Below are 18,843 nucleotides of genomic sequence, written 5' to 3' on the forward strand. Positions count from 1 at the left end.
AAAATGGTAGACGGTACATCCATGATGCATTTACCTGAAACAAAAGAAGGTAAAAAAATAAACCGTTCAAAGCAGGGGAAGGTTTTATTATTAAGCTTAATAATATTCCTTACCTTCAGTATTTTTGGTGGGCTCTTGAATGGTGCCGCAAAGGTTTCTTTCCTTGATCTCCTCCATGTGATGCTTACACAAGATTTTTCAGTAAGTAGTAAAACGCGTGATTACCTCGTGCTTATCGACATAAGGCTTCCCCGTGTTATCTTTGGATTGTTAATTGGAGCAGCTTTAGCTGTCTCCGGTGTTCTTATGCAAGGGCTTTTCCGTAATCCTCTTGCAGATCCTGGAATTATAGGTGTATCAGCAGGTGCTGGACTTGGAGCAGTCTTAGCAATTGTTGTCGGTATTGCTTTTCCTGTTTCATTTGCACCTTTTCTAGAGCCTTACAAAGTTATCATAGGTGCTTTTTTTGGTGGACTTTTATCAACGATTATTCTCTACATAATAGCAACGCATAATAGCTTTACCTCTATTGCAACCATGCTGCTTGCTGGTATTGCTCTTGGTGCATTAAGCAGTGCAGTTGTTGGAACATTGATTTTTATCGCAAATGACCAACAACTCCGTGATATCACTTTTTGGAGTCTTGGCTCTCTTGCAGGCGCTACATGGTTGAAAGTATGGCTCGTTCTCCCTTTCATCGTTATTGGTCTTCTTTTCTCTCCCTTTTTATCAGGAGCACTTAATGCCCTTGCTCTTGGAGAAGCTGTTGCTGGCCATATTGGTTTCCATATTCAACGCGTTAAAAATATTGCTATTCCCCTTGTTGCCCTTATGTGTGGTAGTGCTGTTGCTGTCAGTGGTGGTATTGGTTTTATTGGTATTATTGTTCCTCATATTTTACGTCAACTCATTGGTCCTGATCATCGCTATCTCATTCCTTGCTCTGCTCTCTTGGGAGCAGCATTACTTATTTTTGCTGATACGTTTGCACGCTTAATTGTTGCCCCCGCAGAATTGCCGATTGGGATTGTAACAGCGCTTTTTGGTGCTCCTTTCTTTCTATGGATCCTTATATGCAAACGAGGAACAGACTTTTCATGATTAAAGCGACAAATATTTGTGTTCAGCGCGGAAAGAAGCAGATTCTTAAACACATTAATCTTCAAGCTAAAAGTGGTGCTTTTACCATTATTATTGGTCCTAATGGATCAGGGAAAAGTACTTTTATCAAAGCTCTGAGTGGTGAAATTCCTTACAGTGGAAAAATAACCTTAAATGGTTATAATGTATGCCAAACAAAAACTCATGAAATGGCAAAAATGCGCGCTGTGCTACCACAATCAACAACGCTCGTATTTCCATTCTTAGTCCATGAAGTTGTAGGGCTTGGCCTTTCTGTAAACCAATTTACCATTACCAAAGCCGAAATGCAAAATCTTATCCAAAAAGCTTTAGAGTGCGTTGACCTTTCTGATTATGGCAACCTGTATTATCACCAATTATCAGGTGGAGAACAAGCTAGAGTACAACTTGCCCGTGTCCTTTGCCAAATCTGGAAACCTGTTCATAATGGGATTCCTCGCTGGATGATATTAGATGAACCTATTGCTAGCCTCGATATTCAACATCAAATCATCGTTATGGATATTGCTAAACAATTTGCCCATTCTGGTGGCGGCGTTCTTGCTGTTCTTCATGACCTCAATCTCGCAGCACATTATGCAGATAACATGATCTTGCTCAAGGAAGGAGAGATTTATTGCAAAGGAAATGCAACTAACGTTTTGACAACACAAAATCTCCGCGATGTTTATCATTGTTCTTTAAACGTTTCTGAATTACCTAAAGAAGATATCCCATTTATACTCCCTCAAACGGCATCCTCCTATGAAATTAGATCTCTAAGCTATCGGTTTCAATCTAAAAACTAAAGTCCATAGAAAAATAAAACATGCAAATATTTAAGAATCTTTTTTATTTTTATATGAACTTCTTTTTGTCATCTGTCATTTTAAAAAAGAAAACCAAACACCCTAAAAATATTTTGAGAAAAAACCACTAGTTTAAAATCTTTCAAGATTTTACATAACTAAAAACATGCGAAATTTTGTTTTGCTATCAAGCTGTTAGATAATACGAATTTATACAACATAAATATGCGTTTTTCCACTCTTTCTATCACTTTTATCTTTATAAAAATGTTTCAAGAAATGCGTACAAATGCCTTTGTTATAATAATGGGGTGTATTATTTATATCTTCTAAGGACTATGTAGAAATCAAGTACCTTTCTCCCATCTATAAAAATTTATTTGTAGCTTTAATGGTAATATTTTCTTTATAACACATATACTTTAGCTTTTTGTATAAATAAATATTGATTTATAATGATATTTTTTACTTTTCTCTCTCTATTTAAAAAATCGTTTATTGGCATATCACAAAGAATTAAACTATTGAATAAAAACTTTAAAATAAAATCAATAACGCTTCTTGTAAGCCCCCTAATACAAAAACAATGCGGAATATAGGAATGAGGAGAGAGATAGCATTTGTCTGCTGCTTCACAAGCATAACGATGATTCCACTCAAGGAATACTATCATTTACAGATAAAGCCTACACCATAGCAATGCAAAGAAATGAAATGGACAACAAGATGAGAGATATCTTTATGAGATAAATTAACTCATACAGGGGTATGCTATTTTTACACAAAAAACGTTAAAAATATTGTACTTTTTATGCCTCAGGTTGAATAATTTTATCACCTTATCCCCTATCAAAACACCTTATGAACAAATATATCTCCAGATCTCTTCATGGCACAGTTTAAATGATTTAATACATTTTCCCTATGTTATCATACAATTATAAAAAAGTTATGATTTTCTTTTTCTTATAATAAATTATATCCTTAACTCTTTCTTTCAATCATTTTTAAATTGTTTTTTTGATTCTCTCAAGTATCCTATTAACAGTATAGACTTCCTCTTCATATGCATATGAAAATAACGCGGAATTGCTCCGCGTTAACAAAAATTATCAGGGTGTATAGATTATTATTACTCAAACATACTCATGATTTTATAGCATAGACAACGGTTGCATTAACAGGACGCGTTTCTGCCTCACCCGTATGGGAAAGAGTTACCTTGTGTGTATGTGCGCCAGCAGAACCTGTTCTCCCCTTCAGGGTCGCATTATAGGTATAATGGTTCGGTAGTCTCCCAATATCACCAACTGGCCATCCAACTCCTTTATACTCAAAATTATGCGCATGCTCGCCTGCATTTTCAATACTCCCAATATGCGTATGCGACTTTATGCTATCTTGTTGTTCATCTGCAAATTTTCTACCACCATCTAACCCCCGACCATTATCAAAGCCGCGTAAAAACATGCCTCTAAAATCAGGAACTTTAAAAGTTTTATTGCTGTCTTTTCCCCATTTATCACCTATTGCGTTGAATAACTGCGGATAATCTTCACGCTTATAGGCCTTACCATCACACAAAAGCCAACCATTTGGCATATTTTGCATAGCAAATGTTGCAATAAATCCAGAGGGAAAACTTTCTATCTTTGGTGGTGTAGGATTTAATAAATACCACCCCTCATGCTCTTTTATTAAAACACCATTATTGTATACCATTTCATAAATGCCATCTGTTTGAAATTCTCCACCTTCTAATGGTATAACCCCCGCATCAGTTGCTTTATAGATAAGCTTTTCTCCTATATTATTAACAGTTATTTTTGTCGAGCCAATATTTACACCACAAGCTTTAAAACGTATGATGATATCATTGTTGTATTTTTTTATAGGCGAAACTGTCTTTAAGGTAATTAATGTTGTTTTATCTTCCACATTTACTGTAAAGCTTGAATTAATAGATCCACCATTATCTGCAAGATATTCACGCACGCGCTGCATCATCGCCCGTGCACTATCATTAACAGAACTAGGCGGCTGACCTTCTGCCCAATTAATGATACTATCTGAATAAGCATTTTCATCAGCCTTTAGAGACCAATTGTAAATATTAGACATTATAAATCCCCCATTATTTTCATAGTTTTTCTAACAAATTCTCGTTCTGTGCACTAAAATGTGCTGCCACTGTTGATTGGTACATCATAATCACTGCACCATCCGTATTTACGCATTTTACCTCTCTTCACTCCTTATAATTTAATAACCTAAATTCACCAGATGCTTTTCATAACATTAGTATTAATGTTTTCTCTTCTAATGTGTGATGTAACCACCTCATCTGATGTTACTTAATATCTTGTTTTGTTGCTTTGCTGTTGTTATATAAATATTTCTCAAATCTTGCATCTTGTTGCAAAATTTATAAATACTGTTCAAAATTTTCCTTATTATGGATTTCATATAACCATTATCGAATGTAATAACTTATCATCCACATAGAAAGTTTCTGACTTAAGCATTATCTTTTTTATTTTTTTCAATAGTTTAAATCTATCTCGTTGATATTTTAAAACAAGGAAACTCTATCTTTTGGCTATCACTTGTATTAAAATTTTAAAGTTAGCTTTAAATTCTTTGCATGCTTCATTATGTTTTTATTCACATGCAAATGCTTTGTTCTATTTTATTCAATTTATTCCTGAAATTGTGTTACAAGGTCAGCACCAATGTTTTTTTGAACAGGCTTTTGTTCAATCTAAATGCACCATAGAGAATATACTCAATATGGCCATTTCCTCACACTTTCATTGAACTGGAAATGAAATACCACACACCTTCACCACATCTGAAGGTTGTATCCGATCCGGAAAACATTAAAAAACATAACCTAGCACCCTCCCCCAATTTTTATGAACAATACCCTTGTTTTTTTAATGCCCCGTAACCAAATTCTCCCCTCCCGCATTTAGCATATTTCTATATATGTTATTATATGTATATTTTTTTTGCAAGAATAATAAATCATTCTCAACAACATCTTGCAATTATTGGTGCTCTTCTCTATTCTTTCCAGCGTTTACCTCATTATTTAGTATAATTGAACTACTTAAAAATGATTTTTTTAACAAGATCTAAAAGATAAGCTATTTTTTATATCTTTCATAGTGTTCATAACGAGTTTTATGATATTAGTGGAACAATGCAAAGCAATTATAGAATGCTATGATAGTTTAGATAAAGAATTCACTAACGAATTTATCTATGAGTCTCTTGTTAACACATTTGTCTATCTCTGGGGTATACCAATCATCTTTTCCTGTATAGCTGCAGATTTTATATGGCTACCAATTGTAACATTGCTAATAATAGCAATATTAGTGGGAATTTGGTTACTCTTCCTCATAATTCCTTACCTATTCCAAAATTGGTTTTTGGCTTTGATAATCATTATTATAATAATTCTTTGTTTGCGTTTGTTTTATTTATTCCCTATTTTAGTGTTTAAAAATTTTTTTGAGGCGAATTTACTCAATTTTTCTCTTGTTGTATTATAATAAATAAGAGCACTTCATTATAATTAGAAAGCTTTTTGTATATCTTTTTGTATATAATGAGTGATTTCTTATCTGTAATATTACTGCACGATATCACATGACTCTTGAGTACCTTTACCTTGAAAACAAAGAGCTTTATGTCTCAGAAAATGAATTTAAGTAGTACTTTATGCTGAGATACATCCTTTTGCTTTCTCTCTTCCAACTCTTTAAAAGTGTTGATGAAATTTCAAGATGAAAAGCCTTTGTTCATTTTCATCATCATTTTTTAATAATAAAGATTAAGTATTGTTTCACATTTTTGTTTATCGCATTCTTAATGGGAATATCTCCTCATGAAAAATAGAATGCCCCACACAAAATATAATGATATTGCATATCACGCACTTTTTAAAGAAATATTGCTCAAAATATACTCTGTTCATTTTACGATAGCACACGTCAATGATACAATAGAAAGCCATTACAGATCGTCATCTTTAAGCTTTTGAAGATACAAGCTGGAACCCATTATACAATTTTGTTGGTCGCCACATTGCGATCATCCTCGCATCTGAGAATGTTCATGTATGACTTTTCGCTTCCTTTCTTCAAGTATTTTGCCCCATATGCTCCCACTGATGACGTGCAAGAAGTGATTTTATATGAAAAGATGTATGATGAAAGAATCTTATGGTATTCTGAGTTATTATTTTAATATGAAAAAAATCTCGATCAGAGCTATAAACTATCTAATTTTTCCTTGATAATCCGTTTTTAACTTTATTCTTGTTTATAAAAGCTTCAGTATCATAGTTTATCACTTCATAATATCTATTTTCACTCTTAAAAAACACACCAAAATCATTTAAATATATTTTTATGATTGACAATATAGATATTTAAGCCAACCATATTCGTATTAAAAAAATACTTTAAATGGGAGGAGGCATGCAAATATTAGAATAGATATTGTATCAATTTTTCAAAATAAATTTTCTTGAGCTTTATTCGGTTTGCTTTGCTATAAAGCAAATACTATTTCTATTCATCCGAATGCTCGTAATTGATAATTTGAATATATCTCCATTAACATCGCAACCTATTTTTGAACTCTGTATCTATAAGGAAAAAGTTTGTGCAGAAAAATACTCCATCAATCAGTTGTAACCCCTTTCCCGCTTCACGCAAAATTTATCAACAAAGTCCTATCTTTTCTGATGTGCGCGTACCATTGCGTGAAATTTCACTGACTGATGGCAGTGGTGAGAAACCTTTAAAAGTTTACGATACTTCTGGCCCCTACACAGATAAAGATATGATCATTGATATTACAAAAGGCTTGCCAGCAATTAGCTTGCCTTGGCTCTCTAAGCGGGATGATACTGAAACTTATCCTGCACGATTAGTTAAACCTGAAGATAATGGATTGGCTTCTGATAAAAACCTTACACCAACCTTTCAACAAAAACGTCCCATTTTACGAGCAAAAAATGGCAAAGCAATTACACAAATGGCTTACGCGCGCGCAGGCATTATTACCGAAGAAATGGAATATGTGGCTATACGAGAAAATGAAGGATTAGCAGTAAAAGAACAGCAAAATGTACCATCAAATGAAACATTTGCTGGATCAATACCAGAAATTTATACTGCCGAATTTGTTCGCAATGAAATTGCTTGTGGACGCGCCATTATTCCACAAAACATTAATCATCCAGAGTGCGAACCCATGATTATTGGGCGTAATTTTCGTGTTAAAATTAATGCTAATATTGGCAATTCAGCAGTGACTTCATCTATGGAAGAAGAAGTTGATAAAATGGTTTGGGCCATTCGCTGGGGAGCAGATACAGTTATGGATCTCTCAACAGGTCGAAATATTCATAATATTCGTGAGTGGATTATTCGAAATGCCCCTGTTCCTATTGGAACTGTTCCACTTTATCAAGCACTCGAAAAAGTACAGGGTATTGCCGAAAACCTAACATGGGATATTTTCCGTGATACTCTTATTGAGCAAGCAGAGCAAGGTGTTGATTATTTTACCATTCATGCGGGATTAAGATTACCTTTTATCCCTTTGACCGTTGATCGGGTAACAGGTATTGTTTCACGAGGTGGTTCTATTATGGCAAAATGGTGCTTGCAGCATCACAAAGAAAGTTTTCTTTATGAACATTTTGATGAAATTTGTGATATTGCACGCACGTATGACATCTCTCTTTCCTTGGGGGATGGATTGCGCCCTGGCTCTATTGCCGATGCCAATGATGAAGCCCAATTTGCAGAGCTTAAAACTTTGGGAGAATTGACAAAAATTGCTTGGAAAAAAGATGTACAGGTTATGATTGAAGGTCCTGGGCATGTCCCAATGCACAAAATTAAAGAAAATATGGAGCAACAATTAGATCTCTGTCATGAGGCGCCTTTTTATACTTTGGGACCTCTTACAACCGACATTGCTCCTGGTTATGATCATATTACATCAGCAATTGGTGCCGCTATGATTGGATGGTTTGGAACAGCTATGTTGTGTTATGTAACACCTAAAGAACACCTAGGACTCCCCGATAGAAATGACGTAAAAACTGGTGTGATCACTTATAAAATTGCTGCTCATGCCGCTGACCTTGCCAAAGGTTTGCCTAGAGCACAATTGCGCGATAATGCTCTTTCGCGTGCACGATTTGATTTTAGATGGCATGATCAATTCAACCTTTCTCTTGATCCGGAAACAGCCTGTGCCTTTCATGATGAAACAATGCCTAAAGAAGCCCATAAATTGGTACATTTTTGTTCCATGTGTGGACCAAAATTCTGTTCTATGCGTATTTCTCATGATATTCGTGAGGCAGCAGCAATAAGAAAAACAAAAGGGGAAGGTATGATCGCCATGGCCGAAAAATATCGAAAAAATGGTGATCTTTATATGGAAATCATTTCTCCTCAAAAAAAGAAAGTAAACAGTTGAAGAACATTCTTATCAAAGGTGCAGGTGTAGGCGGCTTAACCGTTGCCTTTATATTACAGCAAAAAGGTGTTTCTGTTACTATATCGGCTCCCCCTCATTCTCCTATAGGAAGTGCTAGTTGGTATGCAGGAGGAATGCTCGCACCTTACTGTGAGAGAGAAAATGCGGAACAGATTGTTGAAGATCTTGGTATACAAGCTATACAGTGGTGGCGTAAAACGCTTCCCAACCTTGTCATACAAAAAGGCACTTTAGTGGTTGCACCTACACGAGATAGAGGAGAGCTTGAACGGTTTTCTGGACGCACGCATAATCACAAAACCATAGATAATATAGAGATAGCTCATCTTGAACCAGATCTTGCGGAACGTTTTAACTGTGCACTCTTTTATGAAAATGAAGCCCATATTGATCCTCGCAAAGCACTTATGGCTTTAAAAGAAAAGCTTCTCAACAATGGAGCGTGTTTTGTTGATGTAGAGACGGCTGAAACAAATTTTGATATTGTTATTGATGCGACAGGAATAGCACGTTTAGGAAAAGATAAAAATATACGGGGCGTACGCGGCGAAATGCTTCTCGTGCGCTGCACCGATATTAAAATTTCGCGTCCAATTCGTCTTCTTCATCCACGGTTTCCTCTCTACATTGTACCTCGACAAGATAATATTTTTATGATTGGTGCAACGATGATTGAAAGTGACTTTGATGGTGCAATCTCAGTGAGATCAATGATGGAACTGCTCAACGCGGCTTATACTTTACATCCTGCTTTTGCTGAAGCAGAAATTATTGAATCTGGCGTTGGTGTTCGTCCATGTTATCCTAATAACTTCCCTTCTGTGCATAAAGATGGTAACTTTATTTCTATTAATGGATTTTATAGACATGGTTTTCTGTTGTCTCCAGAAATGGCAAAACGAGCAATGGAATTGGCATTGGAATAAAGCATGCAAATATTTGTTAATGGTGAAACAGTCCAAACAGAAGTTATGACTCTCGGTCTCTTGCTTGAAGAATTGGGGTATGAAGGAAATTGGCTTGCAACTGCTGTTAACGCTGAAGTTGTTCCCATAGATGCACGAAGCCAATTTGTCTTGCATGAAGGAGATAAAATTGAAATTTTAAGCCCAATGCAAGGAGGCTAAAATTATGCTGAATCTTTATGGACGACAATTCTCTTCCCGTCTTCTATTAGGTACAGCGCAATATCCTTCACCAGCAATCCTTCGTGATGCTATTCATAAATCGAATACGGAAATTGTAACTGTTTCCTTGCGCCGTGAAACTGCAGGTGGAAAACAAGGTGGACAATTTTGGCAATTTCTTCAAGGACTTGGGGTAAAAGTGCTTCCTAATACTGCTGGTTGTTATACTGTTAAAGAGGCCGTAACCACAGCCCAATTAGCAAGAGATCTTTTTAAAACAGCTTGGATTAAACTCGAAATTATCGGTAATTCAGATACCTTACAGCCAAATATTTTTTCCTTAATCGAAGCAGCTCAAATTTTAAACAATGAAGGTTTCAAAATTTTTGCTTACACAACGGATGATCTCATTGTTGCTGAAAAACTTTTTGACATTGGTTGCCGTGTTATTATGCCTTGGTGTGCTCCTATTGGTTCTGCCAAAGGACCTCATAATACTGATGGATTGCGTTCTATCCGTGCTTACCTTCCGGATGCTACTCTTGTTATTGATGCCGGCATTGGACGCCCATCACATGCCGCCATTGCGATGGAACTCGGTTACGATGCAGTACTGCTTAATACCGCAGTTGCTAAAGCAGGTGATCCTGTCTTAATGGCTGAAGCATTTTCTAAAGCTGTTCAAGCAGGACGTATGGGATATAAAGCTGGCATGATCGAAGCACGCAATGTGGCAGTCCCTTCAACGCCAGTCATTGGAAAAGCAGTATTTTCATGAAACTGGATCCATTTTACCTCATCGTTGATAACGCTGATTGGGTTGAACGTTTGCTCCCTCTTGGCATCAAGCTCGTACAATTGCGTATGAAACATGAAAATCAACAAATAATCCGTCAACATATCAAGCGCGCAAAAAACATATGCAATAAATTGGGAGCACAATTAATTATTAATGATCATTGGGAAATAGCAATTGATGAAAAGTGCAATTTTATTCATCTGGGACAAGAAGATCTAAGCAATGCTGATCTTCACGCAATTCGTAAAAGTGGTATAAAAGTTGGTCTTAGTACACACGATGAACATGAATTGGATATCGCACTCTCTGTTAATCCTGAATATATTGCACTTGGTCCTATTTATCCGACAATCTTAAAAAAAATGAAATGGATGCCGCAAGGACTAGAAAAAATCAAACAATGGAGAAAGCGGATTGGTGCTTTACCTTTGGTGGGCATTGGTGGTTTAACACCAGAACGCGCAGTTGGTGTTTTAAAAGCGGGAGCAAATAGTGCTGCTGTTGTGACTGATATTATCCTCCATAAAAAACCTGAAGAGCGTGTCCAACAGTGGATAAAAGTGACACAAATATGGCGTTGATACCTTCCATTCTTATTGTTGCAGGCACAGATCCAACAGGAGGTGCCGGTATTGTTCGTGATATAGAAACCGCTGCACATTTTCAAATAAAAGCAAATTTAGCAATCACTTGTGTTAACGTACAAGATGATAATCGCGTTGCCGAAATCATTCCAATGCGTGAAGACCTCGTCGCTGCGCAAATGCGTGCTGCCCTAGAAGCAAATCCAATAAGCGCAATAAAAATCGGTATGATGGGGACAAAAGCAATTATAGAAGCAATCTGTAACGTACTCAAAGACTATCCCCATATCCCAGTTATTTTGGACCCCGTACTTGTCGCTTCATCAGGAGGAAAACTAACAACGGAAACAATCATCGACACGATGATCGATAAACTGCTTTCTCATGTTACTCTTTTAACACCGAATAGAGAAGAACTTGCTCTTCTTAGCCAAAGTCCATTGGCATCTCATGATGAGCAAGCAATACAACAAGCAAAAAAACTTTTGTCATTGGGAGCTCAATCTATTTTAGTAAAAGGGGGACATGCAGAGGGACATCTAGCAACAGATAGCTTTATTAATAAAACTGAAATTCTACATATTTCCGCGCCACGCTTAAAAGGAACAATGCGAGGAACAGGTTGTACCCTTTCCAGCGCTATTGCTGCGCATTTGGCGTTAAATGAATCTATGACTGAAGCGGTAAAAAAAGCAAAAGCATATACCCACACATTACTTTTAAACCATTGTAAAAACAGTTTGTAAAGTCTTAGTATTTTTTCATATAAAAGTAATATTTATATATCTCATTAATATATTTAATATTTTTTAATAAAAATTATTAAAAATAATATAATAATAAAAAAATATACTTAATTTTATAAATAAAATACTATAAAAGTAACTTTCATTAATTATTAAATATAGAATATAATGATCAAAAATGTTATCATACCACTTGCATTCAGTAGAGAATTCTTTTATTATAAAGAACTTAGTCTGTTTAAAAATTTAAAATAGCGTAATTTAAACAAATTGTACATTTAAAGATGTATATAATCGCGAACACTCGCATTTTACGATTTGCCTTTTTTGTGAAAAGAGAGAATCCTATCAGCGTTCTTGTACATTAATGGCTAGCGAATACATTTATAAAACTTGAAGGATAATTTTGTTTGATCTATAGTTGCTAGATCATTAGAAAAAATAAAATGTTAAATCAAACGCCGTGCTCAATTTCCTATGAAGAACTCTTAAACTTTTATAAAGAAAGTGGTGCGGATGCTGTTCTGACAGATTTCCCTATTAATCGTTTTAAGCAGTCTGCTTGTTCAGAGAGCAAATTAATATCTGTCGTGAACATTTCTCATAATCAACAAACATCTCCCAAAACATCTCCCACCGTAAAATCAGATCATCGTCCGCTGCATAACTCTAGGGGGGCTATACAAAATGAACCCACAGCTATAGAGAGTGCAAACAATGCAAAAACACTTGATGAATTAAAATCTGCTCTCCTTGCATTTAATGGCTGTTCACTAAAATTGACAGCAAAAAATACCTGCTTTTCAGATGGAACAGCAGGAAGCCCCCTGATGCTTATAGGCGAAGCACCAGGACGAGAAGAGGATATACAAGGAATTCCTTTTGTGGGAAAAGCAGGAATGTTGCTTAATAAAATCCTCGCATCAATTGGCTTAACAAGGAATAATGTTTACATTGCCAACACTATTCCTTGGCGTCCACCAGGAAATCGTACACCAACACCAAGAGAAGTCGCCTTGTGCCGCCCTTTTATTGAACGGCACATTTATCTAGCGCGTCCTCGTGTACTTATAGCACTGGGAGGCATTGCTGCACAGCTTCTTACGGGATCTCAAAATGGGATTATCCGAACACGAGGGAAATGGCATATTTATGAAAGTGAGGATAATATAAAAATACCTGTTATGCCAACTTTCCACCCTGCCTACCTTCTCCGAACCCCTAGTCAAAAAAAACTTACATGGATAGACTTCTTAGAAGTAAAAAATCGCCTCGATAGCCTTTTGTAATTCTTTAATCTTCTTTGACTCTAAAATTAAAAACCTTCTTTAACTCTTAAAATATGAATGGGAAAAACTATGGAACAGCCAACAACACCTATTTATCGTTTGGAAGACTACCAGCCAACCCCTTACGTTATTCCTAAAACACAACTTTCCTTCCAATTGGCACCAACAAAAACCTATGTTACAGCCATATTGTCTATTGAGTCCCGTCACAATACAAAAGAATTAACACCTCTTGTTCTTTCTGGTGATGATCTTACTTTAATTTCCGTTTCTATTAATGATGAGACATTAGCCCCAAACACTTATAAAGTGACGCCTTCACGTTTAGAAATTACAACGCCACCAGCAGCTCCTTTTACATTGAAATTGGTTACGGAACTGAATCCTGAAAGCAACCGCCAACTTATGGGCCTTTATCTTTCAAATGGTGTTTATTGCACACAATGCGAATCGGAAGGTTTTCGTCGTATTACTTATTTTTACGACCGCCCAGATGTTCTTTCTACCTATAGAGTGAAAATTGAGGCAGATTCCCAAACAATCCCAATCTTGCTTTCAAATGGTAATCTGGTGGAAACAGGAACTTTAGAGAATAATCGCCATTTTGCCATTTGGGAAGATCCTTATCCCAAACCATCCTATCTCTTTGCTTTAGTAGGTGGAGATCTTGATAAGTTAGAAGATCATTTTACAACTGTATCTGGACGACGTATCGAGCTTGGTATCTATGTGGAAAAAGGAAAAACCAAACGCGCAACCTATGCAATGGATGCTCTTAAACGTTCCATGCGTTGGGATGAACAATGTTTTGGGCGCGAATATGATCTTGATATTTTCAATATTGTTGCAGTGTCCGACTTTAACATGGGAGCAATGGAAAACAAGGGACTTAACGTTTTTAATGATAAATATGTTCTGGCAGATCCTGAAACAGCAACCGATCAGGATTATAGAAATGTTGAACGTGTCATTGCACATGAATATTTCCATAATTGGAGCGGTAATCGTATTACCTGTCGCGATTGGTTTCAACTCTGTTTAAAAGAAGGATTCACTGTTTATCGTGATCAGGAATTTTCATCAGATCAAAATGTACGCAGCCTACAACGAATTGAAAATGTAAAAGCATTAAAAGCGACGCAATTTGCAGAAGATGCAGGACCTCTTGCGCATCCTGTACGTCCTCGTCAATATAGCCAAATTAATAATTTTTACACCACAACTGTTTATGAAAAAGGTGCCGAAGTTGTTCGCATGATACGGACTATTTTAGGACCCTCTCTATTTCGTAAAGGTACTGATCTTTATTTTCAACGTCATGATGGACAAGCTTGTACAATTGAAGATTTTATCGCCTGTTTTGCTGAAGTATCTGGTCAAGACTTTTCCCAATTCATGTTGTGGTATGAACAAGCTGGAACACCAAATGTAGAAATCGATAGTCATTATAGCGATGGTGTTTTAACAATTCATGCAAAGCAACATATTCCGGCAACCCCACAACAAAATACAAAAAAGCCCATGCTTATCCCTATATTATTTGGCTTGTTAGGACCTAATGGAGAAAACCTCACCTATGAAGCGGATACAGATATTCAATCAAACGTTATGCTTTTATCCAAGGAAAACCAAACGTTTACATTAAAGGGTCTGCGTGAAAAACCTGTTTTATCACTGCTTAGAGACTTCTCTGCACCAATCAATCTACAAACTCCATTCAATGAAAGCGAACTTATTTTTCTTGCACAACATGATGACAATCACATCAATCGCTGGCAATCTCTTAATCATTTAATGACGCAAGCTTTGATTCAAAGCATTCAAGATGAAACAAAAGCAAAAGAGGGTATGCCCTCTGCTTTGATAAAATTGATTGAAGCTATCGTTACAGATGAAAGTCTTGAACCTGAGTTTCGTGCATTTTGTTTAAGTTTACCGAGCGAAGTTGAACTTGCCCACACACTTGGTAAAAATATTGATCCAGAGCGTATTCATCATGTGCGCAATCAGTTTTTAGCTTCGCTCGCGCATACACATCAAGGGCTCTTCACAAAATTTTATGGGCAAATGCAAACTAAAGAGCCCTATTCACCAAACACTGTACAAGCTGGAAAGCGAGCATTAAAGAATATAATACTGGATTATCTTTCCATTACTGAGGCCAATCCAAATCGTGCTGCCACACAATATGCAACAGCTGATAATATGACTGACCGTATGGCTAGTATCGCTGTTCTCGTGAAGCGTTTTAATGAAAGTGAGCAGGCGCAAAATGCCTTAAATGATTTTGAAAACCGCTATCACCATGATCCTTTGGTCATGGATAAATGGTTCTCCATTCAAGCAATGGTTGCAGGGGCATCAACGCTCGAGAATGTTCAAAAGCTCATGCAACACCCGCTCTTTTCAAAAGATAATCCCAATCGTGTGCGTTCCCTAATCGGTGTCTTTGCCTCTAACAATCTCACGGGCTTTAACAGGATGGATGGAGCGTCTTATCATTTTCTTTGCCAAATTATTTTGGAAATTGACAAAAAAAATCCACAGCTCGCTTCACGATTATTAACAACGATGCGCTCTTGGCGACAATTAGAACCCATTCGACAACAAAAACTTGAAACTGAATTAAAAATGATTGCTGCTGCACCAAAGTTATCAAGTGATGTCGCTGATATCATCAACCGTCTGCTCACTTGAAACGAAAAAATTATTTTAAATCAATATTCTATAATATTTTTTAAATAAATTCTACAGACTATTCGATCATCATTAAATCTATAAACAGGCAATCTAAGCCTGTTTATAGATCATGTTTAAAGTGCCTTTTCCTTTTCATATTCCAAATTCATAGAAGTAAAATTATTTTTTTTAAAAAAAAGACTGGACAGAAGACTCCTGTTTTGATTCATTGCACTCGATGGGGTTACTATGAATATCGAAGCAGTTTTTAAATCACATTATTCCATAATTAAAGGAACTGGAAATGGCTAAATTGGACGCATATCATGCGCCAACGGAGGTGTATGCTGATTCAAAATCGAGCGCTCCAAGTCATAAAGCGCAGAAAAAACGTATTCATCTGCTTTCTGGCTCTGCCTATCAAAAGCTTCTCTTTATTGAGCCTTGGTTGCGTCGCTCACTTCCATTTGTCATTGTAGCATTTCTTATTGTACTTGCATCAATTCGTTTTGTATCACTCTATGATTGGCGTAACACTATTGATAAAAACACGCGTTCTACCATCACTCTCTTAGCTTCTCATATTACCAATACAATTAATCATGACTTACTGGCTGTTTCTCAGAAAGGAAAAGTCTCTACCCTTTCTCATAGTCATTTACAAAATATCCTCACCACTTTTCGTAATCAAGAGCTTATTAATCCTAGCACTCTGATCGCCATTATTGATCAAAAGGGAAATGTCTTAGCTTCATCTAGTTCAGAGATTGCTTTAGGTAAACCTTTGCAAGATTTTATCTCTGACAGCATTGCTTTACAATCTCTTGGTCAGCACATTGGAATTATGAAAATCACAATAGGAAAAGATGCCCCTGCTCTTGCTTCATTTCACCAAACAGAAAATGGGCAATATGGCGTATTCATTAGCGAAAAGATGCAAGATAGCGCCATGGAATGGCGGAAAATTCTCTCGTTAAATATAACTCTGTTCATTGGAACTAGTGGCGTTATCCTCGCTCTTCTTTATGCTTATTACAACCAAATTGTACGAGCACGCAAAACGGATCTTGTTTCAGAAAAAATTCAAAACCGTATTGATATGGCAATGATGCGTGGACGCTGTGGACTATGGGATTGGAATATGGCAAGTGGACGCGTCTACTGGTCACGAGCAATGTACGAAATGCTCGGCTATATCCCTCAGGATGCATTGCTCTCAATTTCCCAAATTAGCGCCATTATCAATCCAAATGATGCGAATTTTTTTGATCTTGCTCAGGAATTAATGAGTGGTAAAAAAAAGCATATCGATATTAACGTTCCCATGCGTCATGCCGATGGCCATTATGTCTGGATGCGTATTCGTGCTGAAGTTACTGAAGAAGAAGAACCCCATTTGGTTGGTATTTCCTTCGATATTAGTGAACAGCAACAATTGGCTGAACAAACAGCGCAAGCCGACCTTCGTATCCGTGATGCGATTGAAAATATTTCAGAATCTTTCGTCTTGTGGGATGCTGAAGGACGTTTAGTCATGTCCAACAGCAAATTTTGCGAATATGCCGCTATTCCTAAACAAATTCTACAATCAGGTATCCAACGTGCAACCGTCGAAGCCATGGCACGCCCTGCACTCAGTGAATATCCCCTTAAAGATGATGGTACTGGTAACTTAACCAGTATTCGCCAAACGGCAGATGGTTGTTGGCTCAAAATTAACGAACGGCGAACCCAAGACGGAGGATTGGTTTGTATTGGTACTGACATTTCTGAGCTTAAACAACAACAGGAAAAATTTGAAGACAGTGAAAGGCGTCTTTTTTCTTTCATTCAAGAACTCAAACGTGCTCGAGGAAGTGCTCAACAACGTGCCTCAGAAGTTGAAAAACTTAATAAAAGTCTCAAGGCAGAAAAAGAGCGTGCTGAAAGTGCTAACAAAGCTAAATCAGAGTTTTTGGCTAATATGTCCCATGAATTGCGCACTCCACTTAACGCTATTCTAGGCTTTTCAGATATCATGTTACAATCGACTTTTGGCCCTCTTGGTTCACAACGCTATAAGGAATATATGCATGATATTTACAATTCAGGAACCCATCTTCTAACCCTTATCAATGACATCCTTGATATGTCAAAAATTGAAGCTGGAAGATTTACGCTTGATTGTAAAAATACCGATCTTGAGCCCATCATTAGTGAAGCAGTACGGACATTAACGCCTCAAGCTCAAGAAAAAAATATTGTTGTTACAACAAACATTACGCCAGAACTTCATGCTGAAGTTGATGGTCGTGCTATGAAACAGATTTTCCTTAATCTCATCTCTAATGCCGTTAAATTTACGCCTTCTGGCGGAAATATTGATGTTTGCGCTTTCAAGAAAAAAAACAGCCTTATTTTTAAAATTACAGATACAGGTGTTGGTATTCCCCAATCAGCAATTAAAAAACTTGGGCAACCTTTTGAACAAGTTGAAAATCAGCTTACTAAATCTCACACGGGCTCAGGTCTTGGCTTAGCCATTTCACGCTCCTTGCTAGAACTCCACAAAGGAAAACTTGAAATTACCTCAAAAGAAATGAAAGGGACAACTGTAACGATTATAATGCCCATCACACAAAATTAAATTCCTCCATTTTGTTCTCGTTGTAGCAAAATCTGTTTCCGTTTGGATCCCCAACGATACCCTGAAATAAAACCATTTTTACGCACAACACGATGACAAGGAATGATAACAGCCAATTCGTTACGTGCACACGCATTAGCAACGGCACGAAAAGCGTTCGGTATACCAATACGGCACGCTAAGACTTCATATGAAATTGTTTCACCACATGGTATATCACATAATACTGCCCATACTTGTCGTTGAAAAACTGTACCATTTATATCTAAGGGAAAATTATATTTTTTGACCAACTTAGGTGTTTCTATCATGGCTATAATATGGGCAACTTCTCTCTTAAATGTATTGTCACCTACAACTTGTTGTGCATCACCAAAGCGTATCGTAAACCCCTGTAATAATTGCTCTATAGTGTCTCCTAACGCTATATAACAAATCCCTTTTTGAGACCTAGCCACCAAAAGCTTTCCTATTGATACATCTTTTAAACAGAATATTCTCGTTTGGGAAATGTTCAGCATTTTAGCC

Annotated in this window: 13 protein-coding genes; 11 read left to right on the forward strand and 2 right to left on the reverse strand. The window is 36.7% G+C overall.

The features are described 5' to 3' along the window. Positions 1–3: 3 nt before the first annotated feature. Both ACFIKG_RS00545 and ACFIKG_RS00550 read left to right on the forward strand, forming a co-directional pair. Positions 4–1,101: a FecCD family ABC transporter permease gene (locus tag ACFIKG_RS00545; protein ID WP_375651554.1), complete on the forward strand. Its 1,098-nt coding sequence runs from the start codon at positions 4–6 to the stop codon at positions 1,099–1,101. Next, a complete protein-coding gene (locus tag ACFIKG_RS00550) occupies positions 1,098–1,931 on the forward strand; it encodes a heme ABC transporter ATP-binding protein (protein WP_375625832.1) in 834 nt (277 codons plus the stop codon). The genes ACFIKG_RS00545 and ACFIKG_RS00550 overlap by 4 nt, the downstream gene beginning before the upstream one ends. Positions 1,932–3,077: 1,146 nt before the next feature. Here the strand turns inward: ACFIKG_RS00550 and ACFIKG_RS00555 are convergent. After that, entirely contained in the window at positions 3,078–4,052 is a 975-nt protein-coding gene (locus ACFIKG_RS00555; RefSeq protein WP_375651555.1) for a phage tail protein, read from the reverse strand. Positions 4,053–6,608: 2,556 nt separating this feature from the next. On the opposite strand from ACFIKG_RS00555, the gene thiC reads away from it, so the two are divergent. From thiC to ACFIKG_RS00600, 9 genes are all read left to right on the forward strand, one after another. Then, a complete protein-coding gene (thiC, locus tag ACFIKG_RS00560; RefSeq protein ID WP_375651556.1) occupies positions 6,609–8,444 on the forward strand; it encodes a phosphomethylpyrimidine synthase ThiC in 1,836 nt (611 codons plus the stop codon). Continuing rightward, positions 8,441–9,391, forward strand: coding sequence for an FAD-dependent oxidoreductase (locus tag ACFIKG_RS00565; protein ID WP_375625826.1), 951 nt, complete (start codon positions 8,441–8,443; stop codon positions 9,389–9,391). The genes thiC and ACFIKG_RS00565 overlap by 4 nt, the downstream gene beginning before the upstream one ends. A gap of 3 nt (positions 9,392–9,394) precedes the next feature. Then, positions 9,395–9,592, forward strand: coding sequence for a sulfur carrier protein ThiS (thiS, locus tag ACFIKG_RS00570; protein WP_273791115.1), 198 nt, complete (start codon positions 9,395–9,397; stop codon positions 9,590–9,592). 4 nt (positions 9,593–9,596) lie between these two features. Then, positions 9,597–10,370, forward strand: coding sequence for a thiazole synthase (locus tag ACFIKG_RS00575; RefSeq protein ID WP_375625054.1), 774 nt, complete (start codon positions 9,597–9,599; stop codon positions 10,368–10,370). Next, the gene (locus tag ACFIKG_RS00580; RefSeq protein WP_375625055.1) at positions 10,367–10,972 is read left to right on the forward strand and encodes a thiamine phosphate synthase; all 606 of its coding nucleotides are present in this window, start codon (positions 10,367–10,369) and stop codon (positions 10,970–10,972) included. The genes ACFIKG_RS00575 and ACFIKG_RS00580 overlap by 4 nt, the downstream gene beginning before the upstream one ends. Further along, complete coding sequence (locus ACFIKG_RS00585; protein WP_375651617.1) at positions 10,963–11,721, forward strand: hydroxymethylpyrimidine/phosphomethylpyrimidine kinase; 759 nt, start codon at positions 10,963–10,965, stop codon at positions 11,719–11,721. Before ACFIKG_RS00580 ends, ACFIKG_RS00585 begins: the two co-directional genes overlap by 10 nt. Positions 11,722–12,167: 446 nt before the next feature. Then, on the forward strand, positions 12,168–13,010 hold the full coding sequence (locus tag ACFIKG_RS00590) for a uracil-DNA glycosylase family protein (protein WP_273788417.1): 843 nt from the start codon (positions 12,168–12,170) through the stop codon (positions 13,008–13,010). A gap of 69 nt (positions 13,011–13,079) precedes the next feature. After that, on the forward strand, positions 13,080–15,707 hold the full coding sequence (gene pepN, locus ACFIKG_RS00595; RefSeq protein WP_375625056.1) for an aminopeptidase N: 2,628 nt from the start codon (positions 13,080–13,082) through the stop codon (positions 15,705–15,707). A 286-nt stretch (positions 15,708–15,993) separates the two neighbouring features. Beyond that, a complete protein-coding gene (locus tag ACFIKG_RS00600; RefSeq protein WP_375625819.1) occupies positions 15,994–18,315 on the forward strand; it encodes an ATP-binding protein in 2,322 nt (773 codons plus the stop codon). Here ACFIKG_RS00600 and ACFIKG_RS00605 read toward each other — a convergent pair. Further along, positions 18,312–18,836 carry a methylated-DNA--[protein]-cysteine S-methyltransferase gene (locus ACFIKG_RS00605; protein ID WP_375625817.1) on the reverse strand — a complete coding sequence of 175 codons (525 nt, stop codon included), beginning with the start codon at positions 18,834–18,836 and terminating at the stop codon, positions 18,312–18,314. The genes ACFIKG_RS00600 and ACFIKG_RS00605 overlap by 4 nt on opposite strands. Between the last annotated feature and the right edge of the window lie 7 nt (positions 18,837–18,843).

The sequence above is a fragment of the Bartonella sp. LB28NMGDW genome (assembly GCF_042194435.1).
In the GTDB taxonomy this organism is placed as follows: Bacteria; Pseudomonadota; Alphaproteobacteria; order Rhizobiales; family Rhizobiaceae; genus Bartonella; species Bartonella grahamii.